General features: G+C 70.8%; 18 protein-coding genes. 11 read left to right on the top strand and 7 right to left on the bottom strand.

The window, feature by feature from the left end:
- Positions 1 to 5 precede the first annotated feature (5 nt).
- From rapZ to pgi, 9 genes are all read left to right on the top strand, one after another.
- On the top strand, positions 6 to 977 hold the full coding sequence (gene rapZ / locus ACGF3A_RS18455) for an RNase adapter RapZ (protein ID WP_393731880.1): 972 nt from the start codon (positions 6 to 8) through the stop codon (positions 975 to 977).
- A gap of 11 nt (positions 978 to 988) precedes the next feature.
- Complete coding sequence (gene yvcK, locus ACGF3A_RS18450) at positions 989 to 2,017, top strand: uridine diphosphate-N-acetylglucosamine-binding protein YvcK (RefSeq protein ID WP_393731006.1); 1,029 nt, start codon at positions 989 to 991, stop codon at positions 2,015 to 2,017.
- A complete protein-coding gene (gene whiA, locus ACGF3A_RS18445) occupies positions 2,008 to 2,985 on the top strand; it encodes a DNA-binding protein WhiA (protein ID WP_393731004.1) in 978 nt (325 codons plus the stop codon). The genes yvcK and whiA overlap by 10 nt, the downstream gene beginning before the upstream one ends.
- Before the next feature lie 156 nt (positions 2,986 to 3,141).
- Positions 3,142 to 4,146 carry a type I glyceraldehyde-3-phosphate dehydrogenase gene (gap, locus tag ACGF3A_RS18440; RefSeq protein WP_393731001.1) on the top strand — a complete coding sequence of 335 codons (1,005 nt, stop codon included), beginning with the start codon at positions 3,142 to 3,144 and terminating at the stop codon, positions 4,144 to 4,146.
- Positions 4,147 to 4,245: 99 nt separating this feature from the next.
- Positions 4,246 to 5,457 (top strand): phosphoglycerate kinase, encoded by a 1,212-nt coding sequence (locus tag ACGF3A_RS18435; protein ID WP_393730999.1) that lies wholly within the window; start codon positions 4,246 to 4,248, stop codon positions 5,455 to 5,457.
- A gap of 6 nt (positions 5,458 to 5,463) precedes the next feature.
- Positions 5,464 to 6,240 carry a triose-phosphate isomerase gene (tpiA, locus tag ACGF3A_RS18430; protein WP_393730997.1) on the top strand — a complete coding sequence of 259 codons (777 nt, stop codon included), beginning with the start codon at positions 5,464 to 5,466 and terminating at the stop codon, positions 6,238 to 6,240.
- 141 nt (positions 6,241 to 6,381) lie between these two features.
- Complete coding sequence (gene secG / locus ACGF3A_RS18425; RefSeq protein WP_393730995.1) at positions 6,382 to 6,618, top strand: preprotein translocase subunit SecG; 237 nt, start codon at positions 6,382 to 6,384, stop codon at positions 6,616 to 6,618.
- Positions 6,619 to 6,804: 186 nt separating this feature from the next.
- Positions 6,805 to 7,140, top strand: a complete 336-nt coding sequence (locus ACGF3A_RS18420; protein WP_079101126.1) for an RNA polymerase-binding protein RbpA — start codon at positions 6,805 to 6,807, stop codon at positions 7,138 to 7,140.
- Between the two features lie 130 nt (positions 7,141 to 7,270).
- Positions 7,271 to 8,929, top strand: coding sequence for a glucose-6-phosphate isomerase (gene pgi, locus ACGF3A_RS18415; RefSeq protein WP_393730992.1), 1,659 nt, complete (start codon positions 7,271 to 7,273; stop codon positions 8,927 to 8,929).
- An 83-nt stretch (positions 8,930 to 9,012) separates the two neighbouring features.
- On the opposite strand, the gene pgl is transcribed toward pgi, so the two are convergent.
- From pgl to tkt, 5 genes are read right to left on the bottom strand one after another with little or no spacing between them, the layout of a single operon-like run.
- Positions 9,013 to 9,753, bottom strand: coding sequence for a 6-phosphogluconolactonase (gene pgl / locus ACGF3A_RS18410; RefSeq protein WP_393731879.1), 741 nt, complete (start codon positions 9,751 to 9,753; stop codon positions 9,013 to 9,015).
- A gap of 41 nt (positions 9,754 to 9,794) precedes the next feature.
- Positions 9,795 to 10,850 carry a glucose-6-phosphate dehydrogenase assembly protein OpcA gene (gene opcA / locus ACGF3A_RS18405; RefSeq protein WP_393730990.1) on the bottom strand — a complete coding sequence of 352 codons (1,056 nt, stop codon included), beginning with the start codon at positions 10,848 to 10,850 and terminating at the stop codon, positions 9,795 to 9,797.
- The gene (zwf, locus tag ACGF3A_RS18400; RefSeq protein WP_393730988.1) at positions 10,847 to 12,373 is read right to left on the bottom strand and encodes a glucose-6-phosphate dehydrogenase; all 1,527 of its coding nucleotides are present in this window, start codon (positions 12,371 to 12,373) and stop codon (positions 10,847 to 10,849) included. Before zwf ends, opcA begins: the two co-directional genes overlap by 4 nt.
- Positions 12,374 to 12,378: 5 nt before the next feature.
- Positions 12,379 to 13,497 (bottom strand): transaldolase, encoded by a 1,119-nt coding sequence (gene tal / locus ACGF3A_RS18395; RefSeq protein WP_393730986.1) that lies wholly within the window; start codon positions 13,495 to 13,497, stop codon positions 12,379 to 12,381.
- Between the two features lie 53 nt (positions 13,498 to 13,550).
- Positions 13,551 to 15,626, bottom strand: a complete 2,076-nt coding sequence (gene tkt / locus ACGF3A_RS18390) for a transketolase (protein ID WP_393730984.1) — start codon at positions 15,624 to 15,626, stop codon at positions 13,551 to 13,553.
- Positions 15,627 to 16,052: 426 nt separating this feature from the next.
- On the opposite strand from tkt, the gene ACGF3A_RS18385 reads away from it, so the two are divergent.
- A complete protein-coding gene (locus ACGF3A_RS18385) occupies positions 16,053 to 17,000 on the top strand; it encodes a heme o synthase (RefSeq protein ID WP_393730982.1) in 948 nt (315 codons plus the stop codon).
- A 203-nt stretch (positions 17,001 to 17,203) separates the two neighbouring features.
- Here ACGF3A_RS18385 and ACGF3A_RS18380 read toward each other — a convergent pair whose 3' ends face one another.
- A complete protein-coding gene (locus ACGF3A_RS18380; protein WP_393730980.1) occupies positions 17,204 to 17,530 on the bottom strand; it encodes a hypothetical protein in 327 nt (108 codons plus the stop codon).
- A gap of 109 nt (positions 17,531 to 17,639) precedes the next feature.
- Between ACGF3A_RS18380 and ACGF3A_RS18375 the strand changes: the two genes are divergently transcribed.
- Positions 17,640 to 18,797: an amidohydrolase gene (locus ACGF3A_RS18375; protein WP_393730978.1), complete on the top strand. Its 1,158-nt coding sequence runs from the start codon at positions 17,640 to 17,642 to the stop codon at positions 18,795 to 18,797.
- Here the strand turns inward: ACGF3A_RS18375 and ACGF3A_RS18370 are convergent.
- Positions 18,761 to 19,870, bottom strand: a complete 1,110-nt coding sequence (locus ACGF3A_RS18370; RefSeq protein ID WP_393730976.1) for a heme A synthase — start codon at positions 19,868 to 19,870, stop codon at positions 18,761 to 18,763. The two genes, ACGF3A_RS18375 and ACGF3A_RS18370, sit on opposite strands and share 37 nt — an antisense overlap.
- Positions 19,871 to 19,880: the final 10 nt, after the last annotated feature.

Below are 19,880 nucleotides of genomic sequence, written 5' to 3'. Positions count from 1 at the left end.
GCAGCATGAGCGCGGAGCGTGACCAGCGTGACGAGCGCGAGCAGCACGAGCAGCGCGGAGACGGAGCCCAGGTGAGCACGCCCACACACGGTGAGACCGAGGAGACGGGCAGCGCCACCATCCCGGAGCTGGTGATCATCTCCGGGATGTCCGGCGCGGGCCGCAGCACGGCGGCGAAATGTCTGGAGGACCTCGGCTGGTTCGTCGTCGACAACCTGCCGCCCGAGCTGATCCCCACCATGGTCGAGCTGGGCGCCCGCTCGCAGGGGAACGTGGCCCGTATCGCGGTCGTCGTCGACGTCCGCGGGCGGAACTTCTTCGACAACCTCAAGGGCGCCCTGGCCGATCTCAAGGCCTTCCACGTCTCGCGGCGGATCGTTTATCTGGAGGCGTCCGACGAGGCGCTGGTGCGCCGCTTCGAGTCCGTCCGCCGCCCGCACCCGCTCCAGGGCGACGGGCGGATCGTGGACGGCATCGCCGCCGAGCGCGACCTGCTGCGCGAGCTGCGCGGCGACGCCGACCTGGTCATCGACACCTCCAGCCTCAACGTGCACGAGCTGCGCGCCAAGCTCGACGCCCAGTTCGCGGGCGACGAGGAGCCGGAGCTGCGGGCCACGGTCATGTCGTTCGGATACAAGTACGGACTGCCGGTCGACGCCGATCTGGTCGTCGACTGCCGCTTCCTGCCGAACCCGCACTGGGTCCCGGAGCTGCGTCCGTACACGGGCACCAGCGAGGAGGTGTCCAACTACGTCTTCAACCAGCCGGGTGCCAAGGAGTTCCTCGACCGCTACGCGGAGCTGCTCCAGCTCATCGCCGCGGGATACCGCCGCGAGGGCAAGCGCTACGTGACGATCGCCGTGGGCTGTACGGGCGGCAAGCACCGCAGCGTGGCCATGTCCGAGAAGCTGGCCCGCAGGCTGTCCGACGAGGGAGTCGAGACGGTGGTCGTCCACCGGGACATGGGGCGTGAGTGACACCGAACCCGATGTCGACGCCGCCGCGCAGAACGGTCAGGCTGCGCCACCTCGTGCGGCCGCGCGGCACGTCAGGAAAGCAGCCCAAGGTGGTGGCGCTGGGCGGCGGCATGGGCCTGTCCGCCTCGCTGACGGCGCTGCGCCGCATCACCGGTGACCTGACGGCGGTCGTCACCGTCGCCGACGACGGCGGCTCCAGCGGACGGCTCCGCGACGAGCTGGGCGTGCTGCCCCCCGGCGACCTGCGCAAGGCCCTCGCCGCGCTCTGCGGCGACGACGACTGGGGCCGCACCTGGGCCGAGGTCATCCAGCACCGCTTCGAGAGCCGCGGTGAGCTGCACGAGCACGCGGTCGGAAATCTGCTGATCGTCGCGCTCTGGGAGCAGCTCGGCGACCACGTCCAGGCCCTCGACCTGGTCGGCAAGCTGCTCGGCGCGCACGGCAGGGTGCTCCCGATGTCCGCCGTGCCGCTGGAGCTGCGCGCCCGCGTGCGCGGGCACGACCCCGCGCGCCCCGACGACCTCACCACCGTCCGTGGCCAGGCCACCGTCGCGCTCACCCCCGGCGAGGTGCAGGAGGTGCACCTCGTCCCGCACGACCCGCCGGCCGTCCCCGAGGCGGTCCGCGCGGTGCGCGACGCGGACTGGGTGGTGCTCGGTCCGGGGTCCTGGTTCTCGTCCGTGATCCCCCATCTGCTCGTGCCCGAGCTGCTCGAAGCTCTGATCGAGACGAAGGCGCGAAAGGTGCTCTCGCTCAACCTCGCACCCCAGCCCGGAGAAACAGATGGTTTTTCCCCGCAGCGTCATTTGGAGGTTTTGGCCCGACACGCCCCTAAACTCGCCTTCGACGTGGTGCTGGCCGACCAGGACGCCGTGCCCGACCAGGACTCGCTGAGCGAGGCCGCGAAGCGGCTGGGCGGGGCGGTCGAGCTGGCGCCCGTGGCGGCGCTCGACGGCAGCCCCAAGCACGACCCGGAGCTCCTCGCCGCCGCGTACGACCGTATTTTTCGGATGCACGGAAGGATCGGCCCATGGCGATGACGGCTGCGGTGAAGGACGAGATCTCGCGACTCCCCGTCACCCGCACCTGCTGCCGGAAATCGGAGGTCTCGTCGATCCTGCGCTTCGCGGGCGGCCTGCACCTGGTGAGCGGGCGCATCGTGATCGAGGCGGAGCTGGACACGGGCATCGCCGCCCGGCGGCTCCGCAAGGACATTCTGGAGATCTTCGGGCACGCCTCAGACCTGGTGGTGATGGCGCCCGGCGGACTCCGCAGGGGCAGCCGCTACGTCGTACGGGTAGTGGCGGGCGGTGATCAGCTCGCGCGCCAGACAGGGCTGGTCGACGGCCGCGGCCGCCCGATCAGGGGCCTGCCCCCGCAGGTGGTCTCGGGGGCCACCTGCGACGCGGAAGCGGCCTGGCGCGGGGCCTTCCTCGCGCACGGCTCGCTCACCGAGCCGGGGCGCAGCTCCTCTTTGGAGGTCACCTGCCCCGGCCCCGAGGCGGCCCTGGCGCTGGTGGGCGCGGCCCGCAGGCTCCAGATCCCGGCCAAGGCGCGCGAGGTGCGCGGCGTGGACCGCGTGGTCGTCCGGGACGGTGACGCGATCGGCGCTCTGCTGACGCGCCTCGGCGCGCACGACTCGGTGCTGGCGTGGGAGGAGCGGCGGATGCGCCGCGAGGTCCGCGCCACGGCGAACCGGCTCGCCAACTTCGACGACGCGAACCTGCGCCGTTCAGCCCGCGCCGCCGTCGCCGCGGGCGCCCGCGTCCAGCGGGCCCTGGAGATCCTCGGGGACGAGGTCCCCGAGCACCTCGCCGCCGCGGGCAGGCTGCGGATGGACCACAAGCAGGCTTCACTGGAGGAGCTGGGCGCGCTCGCCGACCCGCCCCTCACGAAGGACGCGGTCGCGGGCCGTATCCGGCGCCTGCTGGCCATGGCCGACAAGCGTGCCCAGGACCTCGGGCTCCCGGGCACGGAGTCCAATCTGACCGAGGAAATGGTCGGCTGAGGCCTGTCCGGAGGGCCCCTTTCGCCCCCCGCGGGCGCGTGCCCGGCCGATGTGATCCTCGCCCCGATGGAGAGGTAGGGTCGGAGACGGTCGGGGACATCCCAAACAGCACACGCCGGTGTCCTCACCGGCGTACCTAGCGAGGAGATCGGTTTCGTGACGATCCGCGTAGGCATCAACGGCTTCGGCCGCATCGGCCGCAACTACTTCCGCGCGCTGCTGGACCAGGGTGCGGACATCGAGATCGTCGGTGTCAACGACCTGACCGACAACGCCACACTCGTCCACCTGCTCAAGTACGACACCATCCTGGGTCGGCTGAAGCAGGAGGTCAGCCACACCGACGACACGATCACGGTGGGCAAGCAGACCTTCAAGACCATGGCGGAGAAGGACCCGGCCAACCTCCCCTGGGGCGAGCTGGGCGCCGACATCGTCATCGAGTCCACCGGCATCTTCACCAAGCGTGAGGACGCGGCCAAGCACCTCGCCGCGGGCGCCAAGAAGGTCCTCATCTCGGCCCCGGCCAAGAACGAGGACCTGACGGTTGTCATGGGTGTCAACGAGGACCAGTACGACCCCGCGCAGCACGACGTCATCTCCAACGCCTCCTGCACCACCAACTGTGTGGCCCCGATGGCGAAGGTCATGGACGAGGCCTTCGGCATCGAGCGCGGCCTGATGACGACCGTGCACGCGTACACCAACGACCAGCGCATCCTGGACTTCCCGCACAAGGACCTGCGTCGCGCGCGTGCCGCCGCGGAGAACATCATCCCGACCACCACGGGCGCCGCCAAGGCCACCGCGCTGGTCCTCCCGCAGCTCAAGGGCCGTCTGGACGGCATCGCCATGCGCGTCCCGGTACCGACCGGTTCCGTCACCGACCTGGTCCTGGACCTCAAGCGCGAGACCACCAAGGACGAGGTCAACGCGGCCTTCAAGAAGGCTGCTGAGGGTCAGCTCCAGGGCATCGTGGAGTACACCGAGGACCCGATCGTCTCCTCGGACATCGTCAACGAGCCGGTGTCGTGCACCTTCGACGCCTCGATCACCATGGTCGACGGCAACCAGGTCAAGATCCTCGGCTGGTACGACAACGAGTGGGGTTACTCCAACCGCCTCGTCGACCTCACCACCTACGTCGGCGCCCGTCTCTGATCCGGAGCGGCACGTCGTGACGGACAGGGCTCGTGCGCGTGCACGAGCCCTGTCCCATGCAGTACAGGCATGAACTGGCAGGAATGGCAGGAGCCATCGATGAAGACGATCGACGATCTCGTCGGCGAGGGCGTGTCGGGGAAGCGGGTCTTCGTCCGCGCCGACCTCAACGTCCCGCTCGACGGCGGGACGATTACGGACGACGGACGCATCCGCGCCGCCGTCCCCACGATCACCAAGCTCGCCGAGAACGGCGCGCGGGTGGTCGTCGCCTCGCACCTGGGCCGCCCCAAGGGCGCCCCGGACCCGCAGTTCTCGCTCGCGCCCGTCGCGAAGCGGCTCGGTGAACTCCTCGGCAAGGACGTCGCGTTCGCGGCGGACACTGTGGGGGACAGCGCGAAGGCCACCGTCGGCTCACTGGCCGACGGCGGGGTCACGCTGCTGGAGAACCTCCGCTTCAACCCGGGCGAGACGAGCAAGGACGACGCCGAACGCGGCGCGTTCGCCGACGAGTTGGCGACACTCGCCGACAGCTACGTGGGCGACGGCTTCGGCGCCGTGCACCGCAAGCACGCCTCGGTCTACGACCTCCCGGCGCGCCTCCCGCACGCCGCGGGCTACCTCATCGCCACCGAGGTCGGCGTCCTGAAGAAGCTCACGGACGACGTGCGGCGCCCGTACGCGGTCGTGCTCGGCGGCGCCAAGGTCTCCGACAAGCTCGGCGTCATCGACCACCTGCTGACCAGGGCCGACCGCATCCTCATCGGCGGCGGCATGGCCTACACCTTCCTCAAGGCGCAGGGGCACGACGTCGGCAGCTCCCTCCTCCAGGAGGACCAGATCGGAGCCGTCCAGGGCTACCTGGCGCGCGCCGAGGAGCTGGGCGTGGAGTTCGTGCTGCCGGTCGACGTGGTCGCGGCCCGGGAGTTCCCGGACCTGAAGACCAAGGCACCGTCGCACCCCGAGACGGTCGCCGCCGACGCGATCCCGGCGGACCTCATGGGCCTGGACATCGGCCCGGAGAGCCGTAAGCTCTACGCCGCGAAGCTCGCCGACACGGCCACCATCTTCTGGAACGGCCCGATGGGTGTCTTCGAGCACCCCGACTACGCGGAGGGCACGAGGGCCGTGGCGCAGGGGCTGCTCGACAGCCAGGCCTTCACGGTCGTCGGCGGCGGCGACAGCGCGGCTGCCGTCCGTCAGCTGGGCTTCGACGAGAACGCGTTCGGACATATTTCGACCGGCGGCGGCGCCAGCCTCGAATACCTCGAGGGCAAGACGCTTCCCGGCCTCGCCGCACTGGAGGACTGACCTCAGATGACCACCCGTACCCCGCTGATGGCGGGCAACTGGAAGATGAATCTCAACCACCTTGAGACCATCGCGCACATCCAGAAGCTCGCCTTCTCGCTGACGGAGAAGGACTACGAGGCCGTCGAGGTCGCCGTCCTTCCCCCCTTCACCGATCTGCGCACCGTCCAGACGCTGGTGGACGCCGACAAGCTGAAGATCAAGTACGGCGCCCAGGACGTCTCGTCCCACGAGTCCGGCGCCTACACCGGCGAGATCTCCGGCGCGATGCTGGCGAAGCTGCACTGCACGTTCGTCGCCATCGGCCACTCCGAGCGCCGTCAGTACCACGGCGAGGACGAGCCGCTGGTCAACGCGAAGGTGAAGGCCGCCTTCCAGCACGGGCTGACCCCGATCCTCTGCGTCGGCGAGGAGCTGGAGGTGCGAGAGGCGGGCAACCACGTCGCGCACACCCTCGCGCAGGTCGACGGCGCGCTGAAGGACGTCCCGCAGAAGGACGCCGCCACGATCGTGATCGCCTACGAGCCGGTGTGGGCCATCGGCACCGGCAAGGTCTGCGGCGAGGACGACGCGCAGGAGGTCTGCGGCGCGATCCGCGGCCGCCTCAAGGAGCTGTACGACGAGGAGACCGCCGAGGCGGTCCGCATCCAGTACGGCGGCTCGGTGAAGTCGGGGAACGTCGCGAAGATCATGGCGCAGCCCGACATCGACGGCGCGCTCGTCGGCGGTGCCTCGCTGGACGCGGAGGAGTTCGTCAAGATCGTCCGCTTCCGCGATCAGTAAGGTCCGTAGGGTGTGACGCAGGGTCGTCGCGCGTCGTAGTCTTACGGGGCCGGGCTGTGGAGCCCGGCCCCGTAAGAGCCTCCAGAAGTCTGAGTCCCTAGTTCCGAGTCCCGACAAGAGTCCGAGAGAGTTGATCCAGCCGTGATTACTGGCTTCTCAGTCGCCCTGATCATCATCAGCGCGCTGCTGTTGCTGCTGGTGCTGATGCACAAGGGGAAGGGCGGCGGCCTCTCCGACATGTTCGGCGGTGGCATGCAGTCGTCGGTCGGTGGCTCCTCGGTCGCCGAGCGCAACCTCGACCGGATCACCGTCGTGGTCGGTCTGGCGTGGTTCGCGGTGATTGTGGTGCTCGGCCTGCTGATGAAGTTCGAGAACTGACGCTCCCGAGGCTTGCAGGAGAGCTGACAGAGCGTCGTATTCCCTGCCTATCATGAGGCTCGCGTCCCGGAACCGACGCAGTAACTCCGGTCACTGGACGCGCGTTGGGCCCTACGTACACTAGGGCGCCCTCAGCGGAGCTGCCCTTCGATGCTCCGCAGCACCGTGAGGCAGGGAGTTACGACCGTGGCAAGTGGCAACGCGATCCGGGGAAGCCGGGTCGGAGCGGGGCCGATGGGGGAGGCTGAGCGGGGCGAGTCCGCGCCGCGCCTCCGCATCTCCTTCTGGTGCTCCAACGGGCACGAGACCGTGCCGAGCTTCGCCAGCGACGCGCAGATCCCGGAGACCTGGGACTGTCCGCGCTGCGGCTTCCCGGCAGGCAAGGACAGGGACAACCCCCCGGACCCCCCGCGGACGGAGCCGTACAAGACGCATCTCGCCTACGTCCGGGAGCGGCGCAGCGACGCGGACGGCGAGGCCATTCTCGCCGAGGCGCTCGCCAAGCTCCGGGGAGAGATCTGACCGCTCGTCCCGCACACTCTCGCTCGACGGCCCGGCCGTGCAGCCCCCCGTGGTGGCTGCGCGGCCGGGCCGTAGGTCTTCTAGGCTGGAACCGCGGAGTTCGGTACGAGAAGAATGAGGGAATTCGCTGATGAACGCTGCAGGTCATGAGGGCCGCACCCGTCTCGACCAGCTGCCCGAGTGGCACGCGCTGGCCAAGCACCGCGAGGAGTCCGGGGACACGTCGCTGCGCACCCTCTTCGCCGAGGACCCGGCGCGCGCCGAGCGCTACACCCTGCGGGTCGGCGATCTCCACCTCGACTACTCCAAGCACCTGGTGACCGACGAGACCCTGCGGCTGCTGCGCGAGCTGGCGCGCGCCACGGGTGTCGCGGAGCTCCGGGACGCGATGTTCACCGGCGAGAAGATCAACATCACGGAGGACCGCGCGGTGCTGCACACCGCGCTGCGCACCCCCGAGTCCGCGACGGTCGAGACCGACGGGGAGAACGTCGTCCCGAAGGTGCACGCCGTGCTGCGCAGAATGGGTGTCTTCGCGGAGAAGGTCAGGGGCGGCCACTGGACCGGCCACACCGGCCGGCGCATCCGTACGGTCGTCAACATCGGCATCGGCGGCTCGGACCTCGGCCCCGCGATGGCGTACGAGGTGCTCCGCCCGTACACCGCGCGCGACATGGACTTCCGCTTCGTCTCGAACGTCGACGGCGCCGACCTGCACGAGGCGGTGCGCGACCTCGACCCCGCCGAGACGCTCTTCATCGTCGCCTCCAAGACCTTCACCACGATCGAGACGATCACCAACGCGAAGGCGGCGCGCGCCTGGCTGCTGGACGGCCTGGGCGGCGACTCGTCGGCCGTGGCCAAGCACTTCGTCGCGGTCTCCACCAATGCGGAGAAGGTCGCCGAGTTCGGCATCAACACGGACAACATGTTCGAGTTCTGGGACTGGGTCGGCGGCCGCTACTCGTACGACTCGGCCATCGGCCTCTCCCTCATGGTGGCCATCGGCGCCGAGCGCTTCGGCGAGATGCTGGCGGGCTTCCACCTCGTGGACGACCACTTCCGCACCGCCCCGCCGGAGGCCAACGCGCCGCTGCTGATGGGCCTGCTGGGCATCTGGTACGGCAATTTCCACGACGCCCAGTCGCACGCCGTGCTGCCCTACAGCCACTACTTCTCCAAGTTCACCGCCTACCTCCAGCAGTTGGACATGGAGTCCAACGGCAAGTCGGTCGACCGCGAGGGCAACCCCGTCGACTGGCAGACGGGCCTGGTCGTCTGGGGCACCCCCGGCACCAACGGCCAGCACGCCTACTACCAGCTCCTCCACCAGGGCACCAAGACGATCCCGGCCGACCTGCTCGGCTTCGCCCGCCCCGTCGAGGAACTGGGCGGCCTCCGCGACCAGCACGACCTGCTGATGGCCAACCTCTTCGCCCAGGGCCAGGCCCTCGCCTTCGGCAAGACGGCCGACGAGGTACGCGCCGAGGGCGTCCCCGAGGAGCAGGTCCCGCACCGCACCTTCCGCGGCAACCACCCGACGACCACGATCCTCGCCGAGGAGCTGACCCCCTCCGTCCTGGGCCAGCTCGTCGCCCTCTACGAGCACAAGGTCTTCGTCCAGGGCGCCGTCTGGAACATCGACTCCTTCGACCAGTGGGGCGTAGAACTCGGCAAGGTCCTCGCCAAGCGCCTCGAACCCGCACTCGTCGAGGGGGCCGAGGTGGAGGGCCTCGACGCCTCGACGAAGGGGCTCGTGGCCCGCTACCGGGAGCTGCGGGGCCGCTGAGCTGTTGAGCTGTTGAGCTGCTGAGCCGCGAACGACGAAGGGGCCCACCTCGGTGTGGGCCCCTTCGTCGTTGCCTGTTCTCCTCAGCTCAGCGCCGGGGGATACAGGTCTCTCGGGAGCTGGGAGGCCGCTGGTTCGTCGAGGAGCCAGAGGGTGCGGTGGCGGCCGTAGGCGCCTGCCGCCGGGGCCTGGAGTTCGCCCGCGCCCGAGAGGGCCATGGCCACGGCGTTGGCCTTGTCCTCGCCCGCGGCGAGGAGCCAGACCTCCTTGGCCGCGCGGATCGCCGGGAGGGTGAGCGAGACGCGGGTCGGGGGCGGCTTCGGGGCGCCGTGGACGCCGACGACCGTACGTTCCGTCTCGCGGACGCCCGGGTGCTCGGGGAAGAGCGAGGCGACGTGGGTGTCCGGGCCGACGCCCAGGAGGAGGACGTCGAAGGAGGGGACGGGGCCGTGGTCCTCGGGCCGGGAGGCCGCGGCGAGTGCCGTCGCGTACGCCTCGGCGGCCGCCTCGACGTCCCCGCCGTACGCGCCGTCCGAGGGCGCCATCGCGTGGACCCGGGCGGGGTCCAGCGGGACGGCGTCGAGGAGGGCCTCGTGGGCCTGGGTGACGTTGCGCTCCGGGTCGCCCTCCGGGAGGAACCTTTCGTCGCCCCACCACAGGTCGATCCGCGACCAGTCGATCGCGCCGCGGGCGCGGGAGCCCGCGAGGGCGGCCAGCAGCGCGTTGCCGTTGCGGCCGCCCGTGAGGACGACGGAGGCCGAGCCGCGGGAGGACTGCGCGTCGACGACGCGCGTGATCAGGCGTGCCGCCGCGGCCTCGGCCATCTCCTCCTTGTCGTGGTGGACCACGATCTGCGGGGCGCCGGTCACTTCTCCGCCGCCTTCTCCGCCGCCTTCTTCGCGGCCGCGGCCGTCGTCCGCTTCGCCGGGGCCTTCTTCACCGGCGTCGTCTCGGCCGCCGGGGCGGGGTCCGCCGGCTTCGGGTTGGCCGGGTCGACCGTGCCGAGCTTGTTGACGCCGAAGCGGACCGCCTCCGCGTACGCCTCGTCCGGGTCGAGACGGCGCAGCTCCTCGGCGATCAGCTCGGCCGTACTGCGGCGCTGGAGCGCCACATGACGGTCGGGCTGGCCGGGGACGGACAGCTCGGCGAGCGAGCCGTTCGCGCGGTCCAGGCAGATCTCGCCGTCAGCGGTGTGCATCCGTACGGCCGTGATGCCGGGGCCCTCGGAGATCTCGCGGTCGACCGGGACGCGGAGGCGCTCGGCGAGCCAGAGGGCGAGCAGCTCGCTCGACGGGTTGTACTCCTCGCCCTCGACGACCGCGCCCTTGATCGCGGAGTGCTTCTGGTCGAGCGAGGAGGCCAGGACGCTGCGCCAGGGTGTGATGCGGGTCCAGGACAGGTCCGTGTCGCCCGGCGCGTAGGTGCTGGCCCGCAGGCCGAGGGCGCCGACCGGGTCCTCGGTCGCCGCCGCGTCGGTGATGCGGCGCTGCGCGAGGCGGCCCAGCTTGTCCTCGGACGGGTGCTCCGGCGCGTCCTCGGGCCACCAGACGACGACGGGCGCGTCGGGCAGCAGCAGCGGGAGGACCACGCTGTGGGCGTGGGAGGCCAGCTCGCCGTGGAGGCGCAGGATGACCGTCTCACCCGAGCCCGCGTCGCTGCCCATGCGCACCTCGGCGTCGAGCCGGTGCTGCGCGCGGTCGCGCGGGGAGCGTCCCGGGCGGCGGACGACGACGAGGATGCGCGAGGGGTGCTCCTTGGAGGCACCGCTGGCGGCCTTCAGCGCGTCGTAGTGGTTCCCCTCGTCGGTGACGATGACGAGGGTGAGGACCATGCCGGTGGCGGGCGAGCCGAGGGCCCGCCGCGCCTTGACCAGCTCGGCGTTGATGCGGCTGGACGTGGTGTCCGTGAGGTCGATGTTCATGGCCGACGCCAGCTCCGTCCGTCGCGTGCGAGCATCTCGTCGGCGGCCTGGGGACCCCAGGTCCCGGCGGGGTACTGCTCGGGCTTCCCGTGCTTGTCCCAGTACGTCTCGACGGGGTCGAGGATCTCCCAGGACCGCTCGACCTCCTGGTGCCGGGGGAAGAGGTTCGCGTCGCCCAGCAGGACGTCGAGGATGAGGCGCTCGTACGCCTCCGGGCTCGATTCGGTGAAGGACTCGCCGTACGCGAAGTCCATCGTCACGTCCCGGATCTCCATCTGCGTGCCGGGCACCTTGGAGCCGAAGCGGATCGTCACGCCCTCGTCCGGCTGGACGCGGATGACGAACGCGTTCTGGCCCAGCTCCTGGGTGTCCGTCGCGTCGAAGGGGGAGTGCGGGGCACGCTGGAAGACGACCGCGATCTCGGTGACGCGGCGGCCGAGCCGCTTGCCCGTACGGAGGTAGAACGGGACGCCCGCCCAGCGGCGGTTGTCGATCTCCAGCTTCACCGCGGCGTAGGTGTCGGTCTTCGACTTGGGGTCGATGCCGTCCTCGTCGAGATAGCCGACGACCTTCTCGCCGCCCTGCCAGCCCGCCGCGTACTGCCCGCGGACCGTGTGCCTGCCCAGGTCCTTGGGGAGCCGGACGGAGTTGAGCACCTTGAGCTTCTCGGTGAGCAGCGCCTTGGCGTCGAAGGAGGTGGGCTCCTCCATGGCGGTGAGCGCGAGGAGCTGGAGCAGGTGGTTCTGGATGACGTCACGGGCCGAACCGATGCCGTCGTAGTAGCCCGCGCGGCCGCCGATGCCGATGTCCTCGGCCATGGTGATCTGCACATGGTCGACGTACGACCGGTTCCACAGCGGCTCGAACATGGTGTTCGCGAAGCGGACCGCCAGGATGTTCTGGACGGTCTCCTTGCCGAGGTAGTGGTCGATACGGAAGACCTCGTGCGGCTTGAAGACCTCGTGGACGACCGCGTTGAGCTCCTGGGCGCTCTTCAGGTCGTGGCCGAACGGCTTCTCGATGACCGCGCGGCGCCAGGAGTCCTCGCCGCCGTCGGAGAGCCCGTGCTTCTTGAGCTGGGAGACGACGGTGGGGAAGAACTTCGGCGGTACGGAGAGGTAGAAGGCGAAGTTGCCGCCCGTGCCGCGGGACTTGTCCAGCTCCTCGATGGTGGAGCGGAGCGTCTCGAACGCCTCGTCGTCGTCGAAGACGCCCGGCACGAAGCGCATGCCCTCGGCGAGCTGCTGCCAGACCTCCTCGCGGAACGGCGTACGGGCGTGCTCCTTGACGGCGTCGTGGACGACCTGGGCGAAGTCCTCGTTCTCCCAGTCGCGGCGGGCGAAGCCGACGAGCGAGAAGCCCGGCGGGAGGAGACCGCGGTTGGCCAGGTCGTAGACCGCGGGCATCAGCTTTTTCCGTGACAAATCGCCCGTGACGCCGAAGATGACCAGGCCCGACGGCCCCGCGATGCGCGGGAGCCGTCGGTCCTGGGCGTCACGCAGCGGATTGGCTGCGCTGCTCAACTCGGTTACGCCTCCTTCGGGGCGAGGCGCTGGAGCTCGGCCTCGGTGGACTTGAGAAGGTCGTTCCAGGCCGCCTCGAACTTCTCGACGCCCTCGTCCTCCAGCACCTGCACGACGTCGTCGTAGGAGATGCCGAGCTTGGCGATCTCGTCGAGCACCCGCTGCGCGTCCTTGTAGGAGCCGCGGACGGTGTCGCCGGTGATCTCGCCGTGGTCGGCGGTGGCCTCCAGGGTGGCCTCCGGCATGGTGTTGACCGTGTTGGGCGCGACCAGGCCCGCGACGTACAGCGTGTCGGGCAGCTCCGGGTCCTTGACGCCGGTCGAGGCCCACAGCGGACGCTGCGATTTGGCCCCGGCCTTCTCCAGGGCCTGCCAGCGGTCGGAGGCGATGACCTCCTCGTACGCCTGGTAGGCCAGACGGGCGTTGGCCAGGCCCGACTTGCTCTTCAGCTCCTCGGACTGGTCCGTGCCGACGGCGGCGAGCCGCTTGTCGATCTCGGTGTCCACGCGGGAGACGAAGAACGAGGCCACCGAGTGGATCTCGGAGAGGTCCAGGCCGAGGGCCTTGGCCTTCTCCAGGCCCGCCATGTAGGCGTCCATGACCTCGCGGTAGCGCTCCAGGGAGAAGATCAGCGTGACGTTGACGCTGATGCCCTTGCCGATCGTCTCGGTGATCGCGGGGAGCCCGGCGCGGGTGGCCGGGATCTTGATGAGCGTGTTCGGGCGGTCCACCAGCCACGCGAGCTGGCGGGCCTCGGCCACGGTCGCCGTCGTGTTGTGCGCCAGGCGCGGGTCGACCTCGATGGAGACCCGGCCGTCCTTGCCGCCGGTCGCGTCGAAGACCGGGCGCAGGATGTCGGCGGCGTCCCGGACGTCGGCCGTGGTGATCATGCGGATGGCCTCGCCGACCGAGACGCCCCGGCTGGCGAGGTCCGCGAGCTGCTGCTCGTAACCGTCGCCCGAGGAAATCGCCTTCTGGAAGATCGACGGGTTGGTCGTGACGCCCACGACGTGCTGCTCGTCGATGAGCTCGGCGAGGTTGCCCGACGTGATGCGCTTGCGCGACAGGTCGTCCAGCCAGATCGCGACGCCTTCGTCGGAGAGGCGCTTGAGTGCGTCTGTCATGGGATTCGCATCTCCTGTGCTTGGTGAAAGCGGTTTGGGGGTGGGGTGCGGCCTCAGCGGGCCGCGGCGGCGATCGACTCCTGGGCGGCCAGCTGCACGGCCTCCGGCGTGAAACCGAACTCCTTGAAGAGGACCTTGCCGTCGGCCGAGGCACCGAAGTGCTCCAGCGAGACGATCCGGCCGGCCTCGCCCACGAAGCGGTGCCAGGTCAGGCCGATGCCCGCCTCGACGGCCACGCGCGCCTTCACGTCCGGCAGCAGCACGCTGTCCCGGTACGCCTGGTCCTGCTCCTCGAACCACTCGACGGACGGCATCGAGACCACGCGGGTCGGGACGCCCTCGGCCTGGAGCCGCTCGCGGGCCTCGACGGCGAGCTGGACCTCGGAGCCGGTGCCGATGAGGATCACCTGCGGGTGGCCGCCCTCGGCCTCCACCAGCACGTAACCACCCTTGGCCGCTGCCGGGTTCGCCTCGTAGGTCGGCACGCCCTGGCGGGTGAGCGCGAGGCCGTGCGGCGCGGGCTTGACGCTGTGGCGGCGGGTGATCTCGGCCCAGGCGATCGCCGTCTCGTTGGCGTCCGCCGGGCGTACGACGTTCAGCCCCGGGATGGCGCGGAGCACCGAGAGGTGCTCGACCGGCTGGTGCGTCGGGCCGTCCTCGCCGAGGCCGATGGAGTCGTGCGTCCATACGTACGTCACCGGGGCCTGCATGAGGGCGGCGAGCCGGACGGCCGGGCGCATGTAGTCGGAGAACACCAGGAAGGTGCCGCCGTAGACCCGGGTGTTGCCGTGCAGCGCGATGCCGTTCATGGTCGAGCCCATGGCGTGCTCGCGGATGCCGAAGTGCACCGTGCGGCCGTACGGATCGGCGTTCGGCAGCGGGTTGCCCTCCGGGAGGAAGGAGCTCTTGTCGAACGTCGTGTTGTTCGACCCCGCCAGGTCGGCCGAGCCGCCCCACAGCTCGGGGATGACCGAGCCGAGGGCCTTCAGCACATTGCCGGAGGCCTTACGGGTGGCCACGGACTCGCCCACCGGGAAGACCGGCAGGGCCTTGTCCCAGCCCTCGGGGAGCTCGCCCGCGCTGATGCGGTCGAACTCGGCGGCGCGCTCCGGGTTGGCCTGGCGCCACTCGGCGAGCCGCTTGTCCCAGGCCGCGTGGGCCTCACGGCCGCGGTCGGTGGCCTTGCGGACGTGGGCCAGCACCTCGTCGGAGATGAAGAAGTGCTTCTCCGGGTCGAAGCCCAGCACCTTCTTGGTGGCCGCGACCTCCTGCTCGCCGAGCGCGGAGCCGTGCGCCGCCTCGGTGTTCTGCGCGTCCGGCGCGGGCCAGGCGATGATCGAGCGGGCCGCGATGAAGGAGGGGCGCTCGGTCTCGGCCTGCGCGGCGCGCAGCGCCTCGTGGAGGCCCTGCGGGTCCAGGTCCCCGTTGGGGAGCTGGTCGACGCGCTGGACGTGCCAGCCGTACGCCTCGTAGCGCGCGACGGTGTCCTCGGAGATCGCGGTCTCCGTGTCGCCCTCGATGGAGATGTGGTTGTCGTCCCACAGCACCACCAGGTTGCCCAGCTTCTGGTGGCCCGCCAGCGAGGACGCCTCCGAGGAGATGCCCTCCTGGAGGTCGCCGTCGCCCGCGATCACCCAGACGGTGTGGTCGAACGGCGACTCGCCGGCCGGGGTCTCCGGGTCGAACAGCCCGCGCTCGTAACGCGCGGCCATGGCCATGCCCACGGCATTGGCGACGCCCTGGCCGAGCGGGCCCGTCGTCGTCTCGACACCGACCGTGTGCCCGTACTCCGGGTGGCCGGGGGTACGGCTGCCCCAGGTGCGGAACGACTTCAGGTCGTCCATCTCCAGCCCGTAACCCGCCAGGTAGAGCTGGATGTACTGGGTCAGGCTGGAGTGACCGGCGGAGAGGACGAACCGGTCCCGGCCGGTCCACTTCGGGTCGGTCGGGTCGTGCCGCATCAGCTTCTGGTAGAGCAGGTACGCGACGGGCGCGAGACTCATGGCCGTACCGGGATGGCCGTTGCCGACCTTCTGCACGGAGTCCATGGCCAGCACCCGGACGGTGTCCACGGCCCGCTGGTCCAGTTCGGTCCACTCAAGATCTGTGGTGGTCGGCTTGGTGCTCACCCTGCGTCAGGGCTCCTCTCCACATGTTCGATGGCCGGTGCCTCTATGCACTCACCGGGCGGTGTCGAGCGTACCCCCGCCAGGACATGCCACTTTTCGTGTGTTCACCGGCTGGTCACTGGACACCCAGGGCAACCATCGGCGGCCTCGCGCTATTCCGTGCCACGGGCGCCGGAGCGGCGCGGAAGGGCGCCACGCGGCACCCTTCCAGGCTGCCGTCCGCGCCCGAGATCCGCCTCCCGGGCACGGTGCCGCTCCCGGGGGCGATCCCGGCCCGGTCCTGGCGGGGGCGAGCGCGGCGCGGCCTCAACACGAGCGACCCCCCATGGCTGGCCACGTCGGCCCAACGTCTAAAGTGGCGTGGTACGCGCGAGCTTGGGCGGGTCTTCACATCCGCGCGCTCGCTGGTTCTTTAGGCGATCAGGGGTGTCCGTGACGGCCGTTGAATCCCGTCCCCCGGGGGTGCTTGACAGCAGTACCCGCAACCGGCCGTTCGGGGCCCGGGTCAAGGCGTTCATCGCGCTCACCAAGCCCCGGATCATCGAACTGCTGCTCATGACGACCATCCCCGTCATGTTCCTGGCCGCCCAGGGCGTCCCGGACCTGACGCTGGTGCTGGTCACCTGCGTGGGCGGCTATCTCTCCGCGGGCGGCGCGAACGCGCTGAACATGTACATCGACCGCGACATCGACGCGCTCATGCACCGCACGGAGCAGCGTCCCGTGGTCACCGGGATGGTCAGCCCCCGCGAGTGCCTGGTCTTCGGCATCACGCTGGCCGTGGTCTCCACGGTCATGCTGGGCCTCCTGGTCAACTGGCTCTCCGGCTTCCTCGCGCTCGGCGCCCTCCTCTTCTACGTGCTCGTCTACACGATGCTCCTCAAGCGGCGTACGTCGCAGAACATCGTCTGGGGCGGCATCGCGGGCTGCATGCCCGTCCTCATCGGCTGGTCCTCGGTCACGAACGAGGTGAGCTGGGCCGCCGTCATCCTCTTCATGGTGATGTTCTTCTGGACGCCGCCGCACTACTGGCCGCTGTCCATGAAGGTGAAGGACGACTACGCGCGCGTCGGCGTCCCGATGCTCCCCGTGGTGGCGGGCAACAAGGTCGTCGCCAACCAGATCGTGATCTACAGCTGGGTGATGGTCGCGACCTCACTCCTGCTGTGGCCGCTGGGCTACGTCGGCTGGTTCTACCCCGTCGTCGCGCTGCTCGCGGGCGGCCTCTGGCTCTGGGAGGCCCACGCCCTCCGCGCCCGCGCCCGCGCGGGCATGACGGGGGCCAAGCTCAAGGAGATGCGGCTCTTCCACTGGTCGATCACCTACGTCTCGCTGGTCTTCATCGCGGTGGCGGTCGACCCGTTCCTGCGCTGACCGCTGCGCGGATCTGGGCCGTGGGAGCGGGTGCCGCGCGAGGTCCCGGCTGGGGGTCCGGGGGTCGTCCCCCGGGGGAGTGCAGCATCGCGGTGGCGGTCGACCCGTTCCTGCGCTGAGGCTCATAAGAGGCGGCTGACATACGTAAGGGGCGGGAGAGGTGACCTCGGGTCACCTCTCCCGCCCCTTACGCATGTCCGGGGCTACGGGTTCGACGGGTTCGCCGGGCCGCCGATCTGGACCCCGGCCATCCGGGTCCACTCGTACGGGCCCGTGCGGACGCGGTCGGCCATCTCGCCGTCGAAGCTCTCCTTGACGGTGACCCCGGCCTGCTCCAGGGCCTGTTCGGCGTCCTCTTTGGAGGGGGCCATCAGGTCGCCCCAGCCGCCGTCCTCGCCGACCAGGGAGATCCGGAACCCCTTCTCGCCGATGTAGGCGATCTGGCCCTCCGCGCTGCCGCCGTGCGCGCGGACGAACGCGCCGATCTCCTTGGCGAGCCGCGCCGCCTTCTTGCTGGTGTCTGCTGCCATGCGGCAGATGCTACCGGCGGGTAGTGCCGTTGGCGACGGGTGCCCGGCGACGGGTCACCGCCACCTGATCCCCGCCCGGCCGTTAAACCCTCCGGGGAGAGGAGCGCGGATGACTGGGTTCCCTTCGGGACGGCTCGTCGACCAGCACGGCTACGGGGTGCTCCACGCGGAGCTGGGCCTCGCGACCTTCGAGACGCATCTGGCGGCGGAGACGGGAGGCGTCGCGCCGGGGCACGGCAGCTTCTACGACAGCGGCCCGGGCCTGGCCGTACGCCGGTGGTGTCCGCCGCTGCTCGGGCTGGAGCCGCACTGCGCGCCCGCACGCTACCTGGCGCGCAGGCGCGAGCTGGGGGCGTTCGCCGCCGCCCGCGCGCTGCTGCGGGGGAGCGGCATCGGCGGCTTCCTGGTGGACACCTCCACGGCGGCGCCCGGTACCGCCGGTACCTCCCGTACCGCCCGTACCTCCCGTACGCCCGGCGCCCACGGGCTGACCTCGCCGACGGAGCTGGCCGCCGCGGCGGGCGGGAGGGCCCGGGAGGCGGTCTGCCTGGAGTCGCTCGCCGCCCAGGTCGCCGACACCTCGGGATCCGTACGCGCGTTCCTCGCGAACACCGCTGAGGCCCTCCACGCGGCCGCGCGGGGCGCCGCCGCCTTCGTCGTGGGCGCCGCCTTCCGCGAGGGCGAGCCGCCGGGCCCGGCGGAGGTGCTGCGGGCGGCGGGGCACTGGCTGCGGCGGCGGGCGGAGGCGGCGGCCCTGCCGCTGCGCCGCATAACCGGCCGCGCCGCGCCGCCGTACGAGGAGCCGGAGCCCGTGCTCGTACGGCATCTGCTCTGGAGCGCCGTGGCGACCGGCCGCCCCGTGCAGCTCCGCTGCGGCGACCCGGCGCCGCTGGAGGACTTCCTGCGGGCGACCGTGGGTCTGGGGACCGAGGTGGTGCTGCTGGCGCGGCGCCCGCACCACCGCGCGGCGGCCCGGCTGGCGGCCGCGTTCCCGCACGTCCACGCGGACGTGGGCCCCCGTCCGGCCGAGACGCTGGCGGAGGCGCCGTTCGCGAAGCTGCTGTTCTCGACGGGCGCGGGCGCGCTGCCCGAGCTGTACGTCGTCCGGGCGCGGGCCTTCACGGGGGCGCTGGGCGCGTTGCTCTCCGAGTGGGTCGCGGAAGGAGTGTGCGCGCCCGGGGACGCGTCCCGTATCGCCGCCCGCGTCGGGAGCGGGAACGCGTCCCGGCTCTACCGGCTGGGGGCGGGGGAGGGCGCGTCCTGCTGAGTCTGCTCAGCCTGCGGAGCCGCGTCCTGCTTCTCGTGCTTCTCGCTGTCCTGGACGGGCGCGGGGATGGACGCCTCCGTCTCCCCGGCCCCGGGCACCTCGGTCTGCGGCAGGCCGCGTTCGCGCAGCGACAGCAGGACGCGCAGCACGCCGATCCACACGGCCGTGGAGCCCAGCAGATGCGCGGCGACGAGCAGCTCGGGCACGTCGGTGAAGTACTGCACGTAGCCGATGGCGCCCTGGCACATCAGGATGATGAACAGGTCGCGGGTGCGGCGCTTGGGGCCGACCGGCGCGTCCACCGCGCGCAGCACGAACCACAGCGCGAGCGTCAGCGCGACCACGACCCAGGCGAGGTCGGCGTGGACCTGCGCGACCGTCTTCCAGTCGACCGGCATCCGCGGGACGTCGCTGCTGTCGCCCGCGTGCTTCCCGGAGCCGGTGACGACCGTGCCCACCGTGATCAGCAGTGCGCTCACGACGGCCAGCACGTACACGAGCTGCTTGATGGCCTTGCCGACCAGCGGGCGCGGCGGGGCGTCGCCCTCGCGGGCGCGCAGCCAGGTCAGCGCGGTGACGGTCAGCAGCGCGGTGGCCAGCAGGAAGTGGCCCGCGACGGTGTACGGGTTCAGCTTCGTCAGCACGGTGATGCCGCCGATGACGCCGTTGGCCATGACCAGCCAGAACTGGGACCAGGCCAGGCGGCTCAGCTCCGGGCGCGCGGGCTTCGCGGCGCGGACGACGATGATCGCCCAGCCGACGCCGGCCGACAGCACCCACGTCATCATCCGGTTGCCGAACTCCACGGCGCCGTGGAAGCCCATCTCGGAGGTGGCGGTGAGGCTGTCGTCGCTGCACTTGGGCCAGGTGTCGCAGCCCAGGCCGGAGCCCGTGAGCCGGACGGCCCCGCCGCTCACGATGATGATCACGCTCAGGACCAGCGCGGTGAGGGTCGCCCGCTGGACGGTGCGCTGGGTAGGAGTCCAGCGCGCGGCGATGTACGCGACGGGGTTACGTACGACTTCGAGCAGTTTCGACACGGCCCTATCGTAGGGCGCCGCTTGTGCGCGCATTCACGAGGGG

The organism is Streptomyces sp. NPDC048172 (assembly GCF_043202595.1).
GTDB lineage: Bacteria > Actinomycetota > Actinomycetes > Streptomycetales > Streptomycetaceae > Streptomyces.
This window is presented reverse-complemented; position numbering and strand designations above follow the sequence as displayed.